Consider the following 14,807-nt stretch of genomic DNA (forward strand, 5'->3'; position numbering starts at 1 on the left):
CAACCGGTTGAGGCCATGTGTGACGCCCGCCCAGGTGAGGCCGGCGTGCGGCATCCGTCCCGGTGAGGCCGGCCTACGAAGAAGTGGGCGGTCCGACGCCCCGCCCCTCCCAGCGGGTGGACAGCGGCGGGGCACAACGGGCGGCGGGGCACCGGGCACAGCCGGGTACGGCGGCGCCCGGCGGTGCGGCTCCCAGCGGCCCAGCACCGTGATCACCGACATTCCGCAGATCACGATGGCGGCGGCCGGCTCACGGATCATCGGTGATCAGACGTGGCTCCCCCGTAACGGCGGCCCGGAGCACGCCATGGGGAACGTGTCTGATTCGTGACGCAACCTTTCGCACCTGAGCCGCATCTACCGAGGTGACGAAAGGAACGCCGATGAGACCCTCACGCGGATTCGCCGTCCTGGCGATCGCGGCAGCGGCCGCCTCGATGATCACAACTCCGGCGGATGCGAGGACGGGAGCCGCATCCGACGATTCCGTCCGGTACGCCTGGATCAAGGCCTGCCCCAAGCCCAAGAAGGACTACAAGATCCCCTGTGGCAACTGGACGCTGGCCATGCGCAGCGGGAAGACCATCAAGCTGACCGACGCGCGGGTCAACCCCAAGCGGGCCGGCGGCAAGGTGGACAAGGAGTCCAGCGCCCTGTTCGCGGTCAGCGGTGACGGCCGCTCCGTGAACTACATCAGGGGCGACAAGCTCGTCGTCCGCGATGTGAACAGCGGGAAGGTCCGTCCGCTCCCCGGCCGGGCGGCCAAGCTGCCCAAGGGCATCGGCCAGGGCGAAGTGGACACCACGCTCTCCCCCGACGGCTCGATCGCCGTGGTCGACTATTTCGACGACGCCGAGAAGCTGCCCAGCCTGGTCGCCAACCTGAAGACCGGCAAGGTGGTCGAGCTGCCGTCGAAGAACAGCGTGATGAGCTTCAGCCCCGACGGGCAGCACCTGCTGACCGGCCGGTTCACCGATGACAACATCACCGAGTTCGCGGTCTTCGACGCCGAGGGGCGTGAGACCTCAAGCCAGGTCGTCCCCCAGATCGTGTCCAACAACGCGCCGATCGCGCTGGCCGATGACGGGACCACCGTCACACTGATCATCACCGGCGGTTCGGGCAAGGTGCGGCTGCGCACCTACGACCTGTCCTCGGACACCGTCTCCGACCCGGTCCCGCTGGGCACGCCCAAGGGCGAGAGCGCGCAGCGCCTCTACTGGGACGCGGCCGGCACCCTGACGCTCTGGACCAGCACCGGCGACGAGGAGGGCACCGTCATCTCCGCGGTGAAGCGGACGGTGAACGCCGAGACCGGGGCCACGCGCAAGCTCGACTCCTTCAGGGTCAGGAGCGACCCGTGGACCTGGTGGCTACCCGGCGAATGAACAAGGAACTATCTTCCCCTTATGGGGAAAATTCATGACAAAATTAACGATCGGCTGCGCGCGTTCATCGGAGCGCAGCCGGTCTATTTTGTAGCGACCGCTCCCGAGCAGGGCGGACACGTCAACGTCTCCCCCAAGGGATACGCCGACACCTTCGCGGTCCTCGACGACACCACGGTGGCCTATCTGGACCTGGACGGCAGCGGCGTGGAGACCATCGCCCACCTCCGCCAGAACGGCCGCGTCACGGTCATGTTCTGCGCCTTCTCGGGTCCCCCCAACATCCTCCGCCTGTACGGCACCGGCCGGGTCGTCGTTCCGGAAGACCCTGACTTCCCCGAGCTGATCAAGAGCTTCGGCCCGCACCCCGGCGTCCGGTCGATCATCGTCGTCGACTGCGACCGCATCTCCGACTCCTGCGGCTTCTCGGTGCCGTTCATGTCCTTCGAGAAGGACCGGCCCCTGCTGGACGAGTGGGCGCAGCGCAAGGAGGTCCAGCAGAAGCGCGCCTACCGCGCGAAGAACAACCGCGAGAGCATCGACGGCATCCCCGGCCTGTCTCCGGAGGAGACCGATCCGGCCGTCCAGCATTCCTGAAACCCGCTCTCGCCACATGCCCTTCCGTGGTCTCGGCGCTCACGCTCCGTCCGTCCACCCACCCCGTCGGCGGCCTCACAGCGCTCCCTCTCCGCATGGCGACCCCGTGACACCGGCGGCCGCACCGGTGGCAGGCCCGTCGCGGCGCCTACAGCGGCCGGTAGGTGGCGCGTACAGTGGCCGGTAAGTGATGTCCCCCTGTCGATGAGCTCAGGGGGCCTCGATGAGCCTGCTCCGCCGACCGGCCGTTCTCGTCGCCGTGCTGGCCGTACTCACCGTGGCCATGAGAGCGGAGGCCCCTGCGCGGGCGAGGGCGGAGCCGGAGGCGGGAGGGGCCTCGGTCCGCTATGCGGGGCTGGCCGGCTGCGTCTGCGCCCCCTGGACTCTCTGGACATGGAGCGGCCAGGTGATCAAACTCACCGACGCCCGGGTGTTCGCGTCGAAGGCGGGTAAGCAGCGGGCGCCGCTGGCTCTGTCACCGGACGGGGAATATGTCGCTTATTTCCGGCGAGGAGACCGGGCGCTCGTCATCCGGAACATGTCCACCGGCCAGGTGCGCGAGGTCCCCGGGATGCAGTGGTCGCGCAAGCTGCGCTCCACGCGGATCGACCTCGCCCCGGCCGGACGTTACGTCGTACTGGGCAGCGGGCGCGACGACAGGGTGCTCGACGCCTACAGCGGGGAGAGCTCGGTGGTGCCGCCGGGACTGCGGCCGTGGAGCTTCAGCTCCGACGCCGGACTCATGCTCGCCGTGGACGACGAGTTCAGGGCGGGGATCTACGTGACGTCCACCCTGGCCGAGCGGGGACGTGTCCCCGTGGGGGGCGCGCTCAGCCCGGACGGCGCGACCGTCGCCCACTTCACCGACGACGACTCGGCCATCAGCCTGTGGGACATGGCCGCGGGCCGGGCCGACGGGCAGCCGATCGCCCTGCCCGCCGGGCAGATCCCCACCCGGCTCCGCTGGGGCGGCTCCGGCCACCTCGACCTGCAGACGGTCGCCCGCAGGGGCGAGAAGAGGACCGACACCGTCTACACCTGGTATCGGCTGGACCAGGGGACGGGGCACCTCCAGACGGTGGACACCTTCGCCGTGCCCGACTCGGTCCACAACCCGATCGTCGCCGGGCTCAGCCCGTGATCGGCGTCAACGGCGGTAGCCGGCCATCCGCTCCAGCCGGGCGACGCGCTCGGCGGTGGACGGGTGAGTGGAGAACAACCGGCCCAGTCCGGCCCCCCGGAAAGGGTTGGCGATCATGAGGTGCGAGGCGGAGGCTATCCGGCCGTTCTCCGGGAGCGGCAGCTGCCGGGTGCCCATCTCGATCTTCCTCAGCGCCGAGGCGAGGGCCAGCGGGTCACCGGTCAACCGGGCGCCGGACTCGTCGGCCTGATATTCACGGGATCGGGAGATGGCCATCTGGATCATCCCGGCGGCGACCGGACCGAGCACCATCATGAGCAGGGCGCCGATGAAACCGGGGCCCTCGTCGTCGTCTCCGCCGCCGAAGAACAGGCCGACGTAGCCCAGATAAGTGATCATGGTGGCCAGCGCGCCGGCCACGGAGGAGACCAGGATGTCCCGGTTGTAGACGTGGGACAGCTCGTGCCCTATGACACCTCGCAGCTCGCGCTCGTCGAGAAGCTGGGTGATGCCGTAGGTCACGCACACCGCGGCGTTGCGAGGGTTACGGCCGGTCGCGAAGGCGTTGGGCTGCATGGTCGGCGAGACGTACAGCCTGGGCATGGGCTGGCGGGCCTCGGTGGACAGCTCGCGCACGATCCGATAGAGAGCCGGCTGCTCGACCTCGCCCACCGGTCGGGCGCGCATGGCGGACAGAGCGATCCGGTCGGAGAAGAAATAGGCGACGCCGTTGGTCACCAGCGCGATCAGAACCGCGATCTGCACGCCGACGCCGCCCCCCAGCCACGCCCCCACCGCGATGATCACCGCGGACAGTGCGCCGAGAAGGACCGCGGTACGCAGACCGTTGTGGTGCACTGCACCCCCCTTTCGGTTGATGCTGATTCACCAGTGCCAACGTCTCCGGCCAGGCCGAACGTTCCCGAAAGCGGTCAGCCGGGAGTGACGAACATCTCCGGCAGGAGGTCGAGCACCACCTGCGGGGCGATCGAGAACACCACCGCGACGGCCCCTGCCAGCGCGATCGCCACCCCCACCGGCACCCATCGGGCACGGCCGCCCACCGCGGGGACCTCACCACCGGCGCCGCCACCCGCCGCGGCGGAGCCGCCCTCCGTCACACCGGCGCCCGCCGCGGCGGAGACACCGGTGGTCTCGGTCACCGGAACGGGGGTGAAGATCCGCGCGGCCCAGGCGACGTAGTAGTAGAGCCCGATGACCGTGTTGACGGCCATCACCACCGCCAGCCAGGCTCCGCCTCCGTCGACGATCTCCCGGAACACCACGATCTTGGCGAACAGCCCGGCCAGCCCCGGCGGCAGACCCGCCAGGCAGATCAGGAAGAAGGCCAGGGCCAGCCCCGCCGCCGGGTTGCGGAACACCAGGCCCCGGTAGTCGTCCAGCTCGCCCCGGGCACCGCGCCGCGAGACCAGCATGACCACCGCGAAGGCCCCGAGATTCATCGCCGCGTAGAAGACGAGGTAGGCAACCGAGGCGCTCATCGCCTCGTCGTCACGGACCCCGAGTGGGGCGAGGATGTAGCCGGACTGGGCGACCGAGGACCAGGCGAGCAGACGTACGGCATGGTGCTGGCGCAGGGCCAGGAGATTGCCGACGGTCATGGTCAGCGCGGCGATGATCGCGACCAGCGGAGCCCAGACAGTGATCTGCGCTCTCAGTCCGGCGACCAGGATGAGGATCAGCCCGGCGAACCCGGCGGCCTTCGAGATCACCGACAGCAGGGCCGCGACCGGGACCGGGGCCCCCTGGTAGACGTCGCCCGCCCACGCGTGGAACGGGACCGCCGCGACCTTGAAGGCGAACCCGGCGAGCACCAGGACCACGGCCACGGTGAGCACCGGCGGCAGGTCGTAGGCGATCGGCAGGGTGGCGGCGTAGGCCCCGGAGGCCGCCGGCTGCGTCCCCGGACCCGCAGGACCCGTGATGGGCCCGCGCAGCGCCTGGGCGAGCCGGTCGAGGTAGACGGTCCCGGTCATGCCGTAGAGCAGGGAGACGCCGAAGAGCATCACCGCCGTGGAGACCACGGAGACCAGGAAGAGCTTGACCGCCGCCTCCGAGCTCCGGCCGTCGTAGCGTCTGAGGGCGGTGAGCGCGAAGACCGGCAGCGAGACCAGCTCCAGCGCGACCACGAGCATGACCAGGTCTCGGGAGGCGGGCAGGGCGACCGCGCCGGCCAGCGTGCACAGCAGCAGGAAGTGCCACTCGCCGACGGGGATGTCACCGGAGGAGAGCTCGGCCATCGACAGCAGCACCACGACGACCCCGGCGGCCAGCGCGAGCCCCGCGAAGATCAGCGTGAAGTCGTCGACCACGAACGAGCACGGCGCCGGGGCGGCGCCGCCCGCACCGGCCGGCCCCGATCCGGACGTTCCGGGGCCCAGCGCACCGAGGCCCGCGCCGGCGGGGCCGGGGAGTCCGGGAGGCACGCAGAAGGTCCGCATCGGATCGCCGCCCCGTACGGCCTGCGAGACCACCACGCCCAGGGCGCCCAGCACCCCGGCCAGGGTGACCCCGCCGAGCGCGGGGCGCACGTACGGCCTGCGAGGCAGGAAGGCGTCGAGGAGCAGCACGAGTCCGGCGGTGAAGGCGAGGACCAGCAGTGGCGCGACCGCGTAGTAGTCGATCGACTGGATCACGGCGCCCCCAGGAGGGTCTGGGCCACCGGGTCGGTGACGAGGAGGAGCGCCTTCGGCCAGAGGCCGAACAGCAGGATGAGCACGACCAGCGGCACCCAGGCGGCCAGCTCGTAACCGGCGACGTCTCGCCGGCGCGCGCCCCCGGCGCCCGGCGCGCTCTCCGGCCGGCCGCCGCCTCCCCCGCCCACGGCGGCGAGCACCGGGGCATGGACGGTCTCGACGGACCGGCCGTGGGTGACGCGGGAGAGCATGACCAGGAAGTAGGCGGCGGTCAGGACGGTCCCGAGACCTCCGACGGCCATGAAGGTCAGGTAGAGCGGGCGGGACAGGCCCGTGGCCGGCTCGAAGGCGCCGAGGAGGGCCAGCATCTCGCCCCAGAAGCCCGCCAGGCCGGGCAGTCCGAGGGAGGCGACACTGGCGAAGGTCAGCAGGGAGCCGAGACGCGGCAGGCTCGACAGCATGCCGCCACCGAGTGAGGGCATGTCGGCGGTGCCGTAGCGGTCCTTGATCGCACCGGCGACGAAGAACAGCAGGGCGGTGATCAGGCCGTGGGCGATGTTGCCGAACAGGGCGCCGTTGAAGCCGACGGGGGTGAGCGTGGCGAAGCCCAGCAGGACGAAGCCCATGTGACCGATGGAGGAGTAGGCGATCATCCGCTTGAGGTCGCGCTGGGCGAGGCAGGCGAGGGAGCCGTAGACGATGCCGATCACCGCGAAGGCGCCGAGCCAGGGCGCCACGGCGGCGGCGCCGTCGGGCAGGACCGGGATGGCGATGCGGGCGAAGCCGTAGGTGCCCATCTTGAGCAGGACACCCGCGAGGAGCACCGAGCCGACGGTGGGCGCCTCGGTGTGGGCGTCGGGCAGCCAGGTGTGCAGCGGCCACATCGGGGTCTTGACCGCGAGCCCGAGGCCGACGGCGACGAAGGCGAGGACCTGCGCCGAGGAGGACATCCCGGTCCCCCGGGCGCGGGCCAGAGCGACCATGTCCAGGGTGCCGGTCTGCGCCCAGATGAGGAGCAGGCCGAGGAGCAGCACGACGGAGCCGAGCAGTGTGTAGAGGATGAACTTGATCGCCGCCGCCCGCCGGGCGCGTCCGCCCCAGACGGCGATCAGGAAATACATCGGGATGAGGACGACCTCGAAGAACACGAAGAACAGCAGCAGGTCGAGCGCGAGGAACGTGCCGACCATGCCCACTTCGAGGACGAGCAGCGTGAACACCAGGGCCCGGGGCCGGTTGCCGCCGGCCGTGGACCGCAGCAGCTGGCCGGGCCCGTCGGCCCGGCCCCAGCACAGGTAGACGGAGCAGAGGAAGGTCAGCAGCGTGGTCAGCACCACCAGCGGCAGTGAGATCCCGTCCACGCCGAGATGGAACCTGAGGTCCAGCCCCGGGACCCAGGCCAGGTCCGTCGAGAACTGCACCCGGGCCGCTCCGCCGTAGTCGAAGGCGGCGGCCAGCACCACGGACAGCGCGAACGTGACGCCGGTCACGGCCAGGGCGTGCACCCGGAGCAGCCGTCTGCCGGCCGCGACGTCCGTCCTGGACGGTGCGAGCAGCACGGCGGCCCCGGCCAGCGGCACCCCGAGAAGCGCGATCAGCACCCAGTTCATGCTCCGGCCACCTCACCCAGGACCAGGCCCAAGATCGTGATCGAATCCCGGACCGAGGTCGAGGCCGATCTCAAGCTTGGGGTCGAGCTCAGCGCCGAGGCCGGGGTCCGGCCGCCGCCCCCGGAGGGCGAGATCGGGAAGGCGCCTGTCGCCGCCGGCCGGATCGACGGCGGGACCGGGAGCCCAGCCGTCGCCACCGGCAGAGCCGGGAACCGGGCCGTCGCCGCCCCGATCAGGGGCGGCACCGCGATGGCGGTCGGGATCGGCGGCAGGGGGCTCATCCGAAGATCACCGCCCCGACCGCGATGAGAAGGACCCCGGCGAGCAGACCGGTGACGTAGAGCTGGGCGTTGCCGTTCTGTATCAGGCGTGCCAGGCCCGACAGCCCCACGGTGGCCCGGCCCGAACCGCGCACCGCGCCGTCGACCACGCGGTCGTCGGCGCGGGTGACCAGGCGGGCGAGGCCGAGCACGGGCCGGACGAACAGCGCGGCGTAGGCGGCATCGACGTAGAAGGCCTGCTCGCAGGGGACGCGGAACGGGCCGAGCACACGGGCCGGATCGCCCAGGGGGTCGCCGCGCCACATCGCGTAGACCACGCCGGCGCCCAGCAGCGCCAGCACGACGCTGAGGGCGGCCGTGCCCCAGTGGACGTCGGCGATGCCGACCAAGCCCAGGAGCAGGGCGGGGACGGCGAGGACGACGATGGGCCAGCGCATGGTGGCCGGCGCCTCGCGGGTGTCGGCGGCATGCGCCGTGCCCGGCTCCGGCTCGGGGAGGGCGATGACAGCACGCTCCCCGAAGAAGGTCCGCAGCCAAGCACGGGTGGCATAGGCGCCGGTCACCGCGACCGTGGCCAGCGCGCAGCCGTACAGCAGCAGGGCCGCCGCGTCGGTGAGCGGCCCCGCGGACAGCGCGTGCTCGATGGCCACCAGCACCTCGTCCTTGCTGAAGAAGCCGCTCGCCGGGGGCAGGCCCATCAGGGCGGCGAAGCCGATCGTCATCGTGACGAAGGTGACGGGAAGCTGCTCCCGGAGCCCTCCCATCGCGCTCATCAGGTTGGAGCCGACCGCGTGGATCACCGCTCCGGCGCAGAGGAAGAGCAGGGCCTTGAAGGCGCCGTGGGTGACCAGGTGGAAGATCGCCGCGCTCTCGGACCCGGCGGCCAGGGCACCGGCCATGTAGGCGAGCTGGCTGATCGTGGAGTAGGCCAGGACGCGTTTGAGGTCGTCCTGTGCCAGGGCGGCCAGGGCCGCGCCGAGCATGCCGAGCGCGGCGAGCACCGCGAGCACGTCCAGGGTGGGACCGGAACCGAGGAAGACGGGGTAGAGGCGGGCGACGATGAAGATGCCGGCCGCCACCATGGTGGCGGCGTGGATGAGGGCGCTGATCGGGGTCGGACCGGCCATCGCGTCGGGGAGCCAGACGTGCAGCGGCACCTGGGCGCTCTTTCCGGCGACCCCGGCGAGCAGCAGCATGGTCGCGGCGATGACCGTGCCGGAGGACATCTCCGGAACCTTGGCGACGACGTCGGCGATCCTGAAACTGCCGGCCGCCGTGCCGAGCACGAACACGCCGAACAGGAAACCCACGTCGCCGATCCGGGTGACCAGGAACGCCTTGACCGCCGCGCGGGAGTTGGCCCGGTCTTCCCACCAGTGCCCGATCAGCAGGTAGGAGCACAGCCCCATGATCTCCCAGCCCACGTAGAGGACGAGGAGGTCGGCCGCATACACCACCAGGAGCATGGCGCTGGTGAACAGGCTGATGAACGCGCTGTAGGACGGGTAGCGCCGGTCGTCGCCCAGGTAGCCGACCGAGTAGATCTGCACGGCCAGCGCGACCACCGTGACCAGCACCGCGACCGAGGCGGCGAGACCGTCGACGAGCAGCCCGACGGAGATCGGCACCGAGCCCGTGTCGATGACGCCGAGAGTGCCGGTGACCCCGGACGGCCCGGCGGCCCCGGCGGGGAACGGCCCGCCCCGGCCTCCACCCGCGCCGGCCCAGCCGGCGTAGGCCAGCCAGGCCGCGAGCGCCGTGGAGATCGCGGTGGGCACGATCGCGATCCAGGCGGCCCGGCGGCCGGCGGCCACGTCGGCGGCTCCGCCCCGGAGACCCCGGGGGAACCGGGATCCGAGAAGTCCGGCGGCCGCCGCGACGAACGGCAGAAGGATGACGAGAGCGGCAACAGTGATCATGGCGTGTCACCCGGTCCGGTGGCCGTTTCGGACGCGACGTGGCCGAGGCCGGGACCGGTGACACCGCCGTGGGATCCGGCGGCGTCCCGCCTCCGCGCCGGGTCCTGAGCCGGGTGCTGCCCTTCGGCCGGGCTCTGAGACTGTGAGCCATCCTGAGCCGGGTCCTGGCCCAGAGGCGGGGCGGCCCCGCCCTGGTCCTGGTCCGGGGTCTGGGCCTGGTCCGGGGCCCGGAGGTGAGGCCGGTCGGCGCCGGTGGGTTCGGCGAGAGCGCGCAGCCGGTCGAGGTCCACGGTCTGGCGGTTGCGGTAGAGCGCCAGGATGATCGCGAGGCCGAGGCCCACCTCGGCGGCGGCGATCACGATGACGAACAGGGTGAGGACCTGGCCGCTGTGCAGCCGGTCACGCAGCCACACGTCGAACGCGACCAGGTTGAGGTTGACCGCGTTGAGCATGAGCTCGACGGACATCAGGACGAGGATCGTGTTGCGGCGGGCGAGCACGCCGTACACGCCGATGGAGAACAGCAGCGCCGAGACGACAGCCGGATAGACGACGTGCAACGTCAGTCCCTCCCCCGGATGTCGGTGCGGGACAGGACGATGGCGCCGATCAGGGCCGCCAGCAGGAGGACCGAGAGCGCCTCGAACGGCAGCACCCAGTTGCGGAAGATGCTGGAGCCGAGATCCTTGGCCGAACCCCGGCCGGGCTCCAGGGGCATATAGGCCATGCGGAAGCCGTCGATCACCACGGTGACCAGCACGACGGCGGTGGCGATCGCCACGGCCGCGGCGGCCGGCCGGTTGCGGCTGTCGAGGTCGGCGGTCCTGCCGATCGGGGCACGGGTGAGCATGATGCCGAACAGGAGCAGGACGACGATCGCGCCGACGTAGATCAGGACCTGGACCCAGGCGACGAACTCGGCCGTCAGGATCAGGTAGCTCCCGGCGAGCGCGCCGAAGCAGACGACCAGCCAGAGGGCGGCGTGGACGAGTTGCCTGGTGGTCACCACCAGCAGCGCCGACCCGACGGCCACCGCGCCCAGCAGCAGGAAGACGATCTCCTGCCCGGTCGGCGACAGATAGGACGGCACCTCGGTCACTTCTCCTCCTCAGGCTCTCCGCTCGGATCCGTGGAAGAAGTCTGCTCCGGATGGCCCGCCGGCGGGGGTGTGCCACCCCCGCCTGTGGACGACTTCTCGACAGATGGCTTGCCTGTGGATGAATCGTCCTTCTTGGGGAGCGCTCCCGGTGGCCGGATGGCCCGGACGTTCGCGTGCCCCGCCGAGGCAGTCCGCGCGGGCCTCGGCGGCCTCCGGCCGGGCGGCGGCTCCGCCGCGCCGGGTCCGTCCGCCGGACCGCGCGCCGCGGTGGCGTCCGGCGCGGCCTCCGGTGCGGTGACTCCGGAGGCGGTGGTCCCAGGCGCGGTACCACCCGGGCCGGCGGCCCCGGAGGCGGTGTCTCCCGGGCCTCCCCGGGTCGGGGGTGGTCCCGAGGGCGTGTCGGAGAAGCCGGGGGACGCAGCCGGCGTGCCGGTCGAGCCGCCGGCCTCAGCCGGGACGGCCGGACCGGAGGACGCGCCAGGCTCCGGCGCAGCCGGGACGGCCGGACCGGAGGACGCGCCGGGCTCCGGCGCAGCCGGGACGGCCGGACCGGAGGACGCGCCGGGCTCCGGCGCAGCCGTGCCGGCCTCACCCGTCGCGCGGCCCGCCGTACCGGCGCCGGGAGCGGAGTCCTCCGGCGCGGAGGACGGGCCGGAGACCGGCCGGGGCCCCGGCGTGCCGGAGGCCGGGACGGGGCCGGTCGCACCGGGATCCGTCCCGGCGGCCCCGGGGGCGGTCCTGATGCCGGCCGCACCGCGACCCGTCTCATCGGGAGCGGTGGGAGTCGCAGCAGGCTCCGTCGTACCGGCACCGGGGGCGGCGGGAGCCACGCCACGGCCCCTCCCACCAGGCGCGGCGGAGGACGCAGCACGGCCGGCCTCACCGCTGCCCGGAGCGGCGGAGGACGGACCGCGGCCGGCCTCACCGACGCCCGGGGCGGTAGGAGCCACGCCACGGCCCATCGCGCCGGCGCCCGGAGCGGTGCGGGCCGTACTCGGGGTCCTCGGGGCCGGGCCGGGGCGGGAGGCGGCGGCGAGCTCCTTCGGGGGGTCGGCGTTGGGCTCGTGGGCGGGGGGCGGGGGGACCGTCTGGACCCAGGCGGCCAGCTTGTCCTTCTCGTGGACCAGGTTGCGGATGTCGCCTTCGGCGTATTCGAACTCCGGGGACCAGAAGAGGGCGTCGAAGGGGCAGACCTCGATGCAGATCCCGCAGTACATGCACAGGGAGAAGTCGATCGCGAAGCGGTCGAGCACGTTGCGGGCGCGGGGACGGCCGCCCTCGGGGGCGGGGAGGGTCTCCTTGTGGGAGTCGATGTAGATGCACCAGTCGGGGCACTCGCGGGCGCAGAGCATGCACACCGTGCAGTTCTCCTCGACCAGGGCGATCACCCCCCGGCTGCGCGGGGGCAGGTCCGGCCGAACTTCGGGGTATTGCTGGGTCACCGATCTGCTCAGCATGTGGCGGAGGGTTACGGAGAGCCCCTTCGCCAACCCCACTCCTGGTATCCGTCCCACAACTCAACATCATGACGCATGGGGGTGCGCTCGGGAATGCGGTGGTCCGTACGGAAGGATGATCCCCGAGCTCCCACGGTTATCCACAACGGTTATCCACAGTCTGTGTGTTCGATTAACGGGTCTTAACTGCGGAACCGATACGGAAGGAGACTGCAAGCGGCTTCAGAAATACGTATTGTTCGCGACATGTCCCACCAGTACGGTCCCGCCTGGCACCCCCAGCCGCCCCCACGCTCCAACACGGGGTGGAGCGTGGTGTGGACGCTGGTGCCCCTGTTCACCTGCGGTGTCGGCACACCGTTCATCATCGGCCACGCCGCTCGCAGGCTGCGGAGCGTCCCGCTGGCCTTCGCCGCCGCCCTCTACGGCCTCGGCATCGGGGTGTTCCTCATCGGCGCGGGGACCTACGGAGACTCCGATCTGATCCCGACCTGGCTGGACGTCCTGACGACGATCGGGCTGTTCGGCAGTTGGATCGGCGGCCTGGGCCACGCGCTGATCATCAGGGGCGCGGTGTTCCGGCAGCGCACGCCGTCGGCGCCGTTCCCCGCCGCGACTCCGGCCCCTGTCCCCTTCCCCGCCGCGGCTCCAGTCCCCGCCCCCTTCCCCGCCCCGCTCCCGGGTCCCGCCCCGGCCGTGCCGTACCCGACCGGCCCCACCGCGCCCTCGTCGAGGCCCGCGCCCCGGCCCCAGACCCACCACACCCAGCCCCAGAACCAGCACGGCCGCACGCACCACGACCCGATCCGGCACGGCCAGACCCAACACGGCCAGATCCGGCACGGCCAGACCCAACACGGCCAGACGCGGCACGGCGCCCAGCCGTACGACGCCCGGCAGAGCGGCACCCAGACGCCCCAGGGCTGGCTGGGACCGTACCGGCTGATCGGCAGCCTGGGCAGGGGCGGCCAGGGAACGGTCCATCTCGCGCTCACCCCCCAGGGGCAGAAGGTCGCGATCAAGGTTCTGCACGAGCACTTCAACGGCAACCAGGTGGTCCGGGACCGGTTCCTGCGGGAGGTGGAGGCGACGCGCAGGGTGGCGACGTTCTCCACCGCGCGGGTGCTGGATGTCAACATCAACGACGACCAGGCCTACGTCGTCAGCGAATACGTGGACGGAGTCTCCCTTGAGCAGCTCGTCCGCGACCAGGGCCCGCGCACCGAGGACGGGCTGACCCGGCTGGCCCTGGCCACGGCGGGCGCGCTGGCCGCGATCCACCGGGCGGGTGTGGTGCACCGGGACTTCAAGCCGGCCAACGTGCTGATCGGCGCCGACGGGCCACGTGTGATCGACTTCGGCATCGCCCGCGCCCTCGACCAGGTCACCGCGACCTCGGGCAACATCATGGGCACCCCCGCCTACATGTCCCCCGAGCAGCTCGCCGGAGGCACCGTCGGGCCGGAGACCGACGTGTTCAGCTGGGCGGCCACCATGATCTTCGCCGCCTCCGGCCGCGTGGCCTTCGGCGAGGACACCATCCCGGCCATCCTCAACAGGGTGATCAACCACCACCCCGACCTGTCGGCCCTTCCCCAGTCGCTGCGCCCGCTGGCCTCGGCCTGCCTGGAGAAACAGCCCGGCAACCGGCCCACGGCCGCCGACATCATGCTGCGGATCGTGAACTAGGGCACCGCGTCGCGGACCCGGGCCGTCAGGTCGAGATACTCCTCGACGCTCAGCGCCCGGGTCCGGAGTTCCAGACCGTTCCGTACGGCGAAGCGCTCCACGTCCCCGGGGTCCCAGTCTCCGGGCAGGTGGAGCAGCCCGTCTCCGACGATCAGCCCGCTCACCCCGGGCTCCGCCGAGTAGAGCAGCAGCTCGGAGGCGTCGATCTCGCGGGTCCGGCGCGCGGTCTCCAGCAGCAGCCGGCCGTGGACGGCCACCAGGCGGCAGTGCGGCTCGCCCCGCCGCTGGATCACGCGGGCGTCGGCGATCCGCCTGCGGGTCCGGTGCCGGCCGATCCCGACGACGACGGCGGCGCCGGCGACGGTCAGCCCCGCCAGGACCAGGGCGGCGACACCGAGCGGGCCCATGCCCCGGGTGACGTCGCGGCCGGGGTGCGTCATGTTGAGGACCACCAGCGTCGCGAAGGCCGCGCCGTAGGCGAGCACCAGCCACATGAGCCCGTAGAGGAGCTGTTCACGCCACCAGATCCTGGGCGAGCCCATGGGGGGCCGCAGGCTCCTCACCCCCGGCACGCGCAGCCGCGGCAGCGGCGGGGGCGGGCGGCGCCAGGTCACCACGTGCCACCCCGGCGACCTGCGGGCGAGTGTGACCCGGGCCTCCTCACCCGTGGCGAAGCGCCGCAGCTCGAAGCCCAGGCCGTTGTCCCGGGCGAACGTCTCCACCTCCTGGCGCGAGCGGGAGCCCGGCGCCTGCAGCAGCACCATGCCGGACTCGTCCAGCACCGCCAGGCCGTATCTCGTCCTGCCCCTGCCCGGATAGCCGAACAGCAGCAGCGTGCTCACCCGGTGCGGGCCGGCGAGCGGCAGCCGTACCGGCGGGTGCTCCGGCACCTCGACGACCAGATCGTCGTCGTCCACGGCGAGCGCGAGGGTCATGCGGTCCGTCCTTGGCCTGTGATGTCACCTACGG

Annotated in this window: 12 protein-coding genes and 1 pseudogene; 5 read left to right on the forward strand and 8 right to left on the reverse strand. The window is 71.9% G+C overall.

Annotation, left to right across the window (positions count from 1 at the left end; genetic code table 11):
• The first annotated feature begins 383 nt into the window (after nucleotides 1–383).
• The 3 genes from ACZ6R6_RS04310 (at nucleotide 384) to ACZ6R6_RS04320 (ending at nucleotide 3,126) form a co-directional block, all read left to right on the forward strand.
• A complete protein-coding gene (locus tag ACZ6R6_RS04310; protein ID WP_470090081.1) occupies nucleotides 384–1,388 on the forward strand; it encodes a hypothetical protein in 1,005 nt (334 codons plus the stop codon).
• 21 nt (nucleotides 1,389–1,409) lie between these two features.
• The gene (locus ACZ6R6_RS04315) at nucleotides 1,410–1,985 is read left to right on the forward strand and encodes a pyridoxamine 5'-phosphate oxidase family protein (RefSeq protein WP_470090083.1); all 576 of its coding nucleotides are present in this window, start codon (nucleotides 1,410–1,412) and stop codon (nucleotides 1,983–1,985) included.
• Nucleotides 1,986–2,208: 223 nt separating this feature from the next.
• Complete coding sequence (locus tag ACZ6R6_RS04320) at nucleotides 2,209–3,126, forward strand: WD40 repeat domain-containing protein (protein ID WP_470090085.1); 918 nt, start codon at nucleotides 2,209–2,211, stop codon at nucleotides 3,124–3,126.
• A gap of 6 nt (nucleotides 3,127–3,132) precedes the next feature.
• Here the strand turns inward: ACZ6R6_RS04320 and htpX are convergent, their stop codons facing one another.
• From htpX to ACZ6R6_RS04335, 3 genes are all read right to left on the reverse strand, one after another.
• On the reverse strand, nucleotides 3,133–3,984 hold the full coding sequence (htpX, locus tag ACZ6R6_RS04325; RefSeq protein WP_470090087.1) for a zinc metalloprotease HtpX: 852 nt from the start codon (nucleotides 3,982–3,984) through the stop codon (nucleotides 3,133–3,135).
• Nucleotides 3,985–4,058: 74 nt separating this feature from the next.
• A complete protein-coding gene (locus tag ACZ6R6_RS04330; RefSeq protein WP_470090089.1) occupies nucleotides 4,059–5,783 on the reverse strand; it encodes an NADH-quinone oxidoreductase subunit N in 1,725 nt (574 codons plus the stop codon).
• Entirely contained in the window at nucleotides 5,780–7,393 is a 1,614-nt protein-coding gene (locus ACZ6R6_RS04335; RefSeq protein ID WP_470090091.1) for a complex I subunit 4 family protein, read from the reverse strand. Before ACZ6R6_RS04335 ends, ACZ6R6_RS04330 begins: the two co-directional genes overlap by 4 nt.
• Nucleotides 7,394–7,429: 36 nt before the next feature.
• Here ACZ6R6_RS04335 and ACZ6R6_RS04340 point away from each other — a divergent pair, with 36 nt between their 5' ends.
• A complete protein-coding gene (locus ACZ6R6_RS04340) occupies nucleotides 7,430–7,702 on the forward strand; it encodes a hypothetical protein (RefSeq protein WP_470090093.1) in 273 nt (90 codons plus the stop codon).
• Here the strand turns inward: ACZ6R6_RS04340 and ACZ6R6_RS04345 are convergent.
• From ACZ6R6_RS04345 to ACZ6R6_RS04360, 4 genes and pseudogenes are all read right to left on the reverse strand, one after another.
• Nucleotides 7,671–9,593, reverse strand: a complete 1,923-nt coding sequence (locus ACZ6R6_RS04345) for an NADH-quinone oxidoreductase subunit 5 family protein (RefSeq protein ID WP_470090095.1) — start codon at nucleotides 9,591–9,593, stop codon at nucleotides 7,671–7,673. The genes ACZ6R6_RS04340 and ACZ6R6_RS04345 overlap by 32 nt on opposite strands.
• 257 nt (nucleotides 9,594–9,850) lie before the next feature.
• Nucleotides 9,851–10,153: pseudogene (gene nuoK / locus ACZ6R6_RS04350) on the reverse strand (NADH-quinone oxidoreductase subunit NuoK); the annotation flags it as partial.
• A gap of 2 nt (nucleotides 10,154–10,155) precedes the next feature.
• Nucleotides 10,156–10,692 (reverse strand): NADH-quinone oxidoreductase subunit J family protein, encoded by a 537-nt coding sequence (locus ACZ6R6_RS04355; protein ID WP_306860221.1) that lies wholly within the window; start codon nucleotides 10,690–10,692, stop codon nucleotides 10,156–10,158.
• A complete protein-coding gene (locus ACZ6R6_RS04360) occupies nucleotides 10,689–12,149 on the reverse strand; it encodes a 4Fe-4S binding protein (protein WP_470090097.1) in 1,461 nt (486 codons plus the stop codon). Before ACZ6R6_RS04360 ends, ACZ6R6_RS04355 begins: the two co-directional genes overlap by 4 nt.
• Nucleotides 12,150–12,395: 246 nt before the next feature.
• Here ACZ6R6_RS04360 and ACZ6R6_RS04365 point away from each other — a divergent pair, with 246 nt between their 5' ends.
• Nucleotides 12,396–13,838: a serine/threonine-protein kinase gene (locus ACZ6R6_RS04365; RefSeq protein ID WP_470090099.1), complete on the forward strand. Its 1,443-nt coding sequence runs from the start codon at nucleotides 12,396–12,398 to the stop codon at nucleotides 13,836–13,838.
• Here the strand turns inward: ACZ6R6_RS04365 and ACZ6R6_RS04370 are convergent.
• Entirely contained in the window at nucleotides 13,835–14,773 is a 939-nt protein-coding gene (locus tag ACZ6R6_RS04370; protein ID WP_470090101.1) for a hypothetical protein, read from the reverse strand. The two genes, ACZ6R6_RS04365 and ACZ6R6_RS04370, sit on opposite strands and share 4 nt — an antisense overlap.
• Nucleotides 14,774–14,807 lie beyond the last annotated feature (34 nt).

This window comes from Streptosporangium sp. NPDC048886 (genome assembly GCF_055586905.1).

Excerpts from the sequence above, each read along its gene's own strand:
- ACZ6R6_RS04370 (WP_470090101.1), bottom strand. The coding sequence starts at position 14,773 with ATGACCCTCGCGCTCGCCGTGGACGACGACGATCTGGTCGTCGAGGTG.
- ACZ6R6_RS04315 (WP_470090083.1), top strand. The coding sequence starts at position 1,410 with ATGGGGAAAATTCATGACAAAATTAACGATCGGCTGCGCGCGTTCATC.
- ACZ6R6_RS04365 (WP_470090099.1), top strand. The coding sequence starts at position 12,396 with ATGTCCCACCAGTACGGTCCCGCCTGGCACCCCCAGCCGCCCCCACGC.
- ACZ6R6_RS04345 (WP_470090095.1), bottom strand. The coding sequence starts at position 9,593 with ATGATCACTGTTGCCGCTCTCGTCATCCTTCTGCCGTTCGTCGCGGCG.
- ACZ6R6_RS04310 (WP_470090081.1), top strand. The coding sequence starts at position 384 with ATGAGACCCTCACGCGGATTCGCCGTCCTGGCGATCGCGGCAGCGGCC.
- ACZ6R6_RS04335 (WP_470090091.1), bottom strand. The coding sequence starts at position 7,393 with ATGAACTGGGTGCTGATCGCGCTTCTCGGGGTGCCGCTGGCCGGGGCC.
- ACZ6R6_RS04320 (WP_470090085.1), top strand. The coding sequence starts at position 2,209 with ATGAGCCTGCTCCGCCGACCGGCCGTTCTCGTCGCCGTGCTGGCCGTA.
- ACZ6R6_RS04360 (WP_470090097.1), bottom strand. The coding sequence starts at position 12,149 with ATGCTGAGCAGATCGGTGACCCAGCAATACCCCGAAGTTCGGCCGGAC.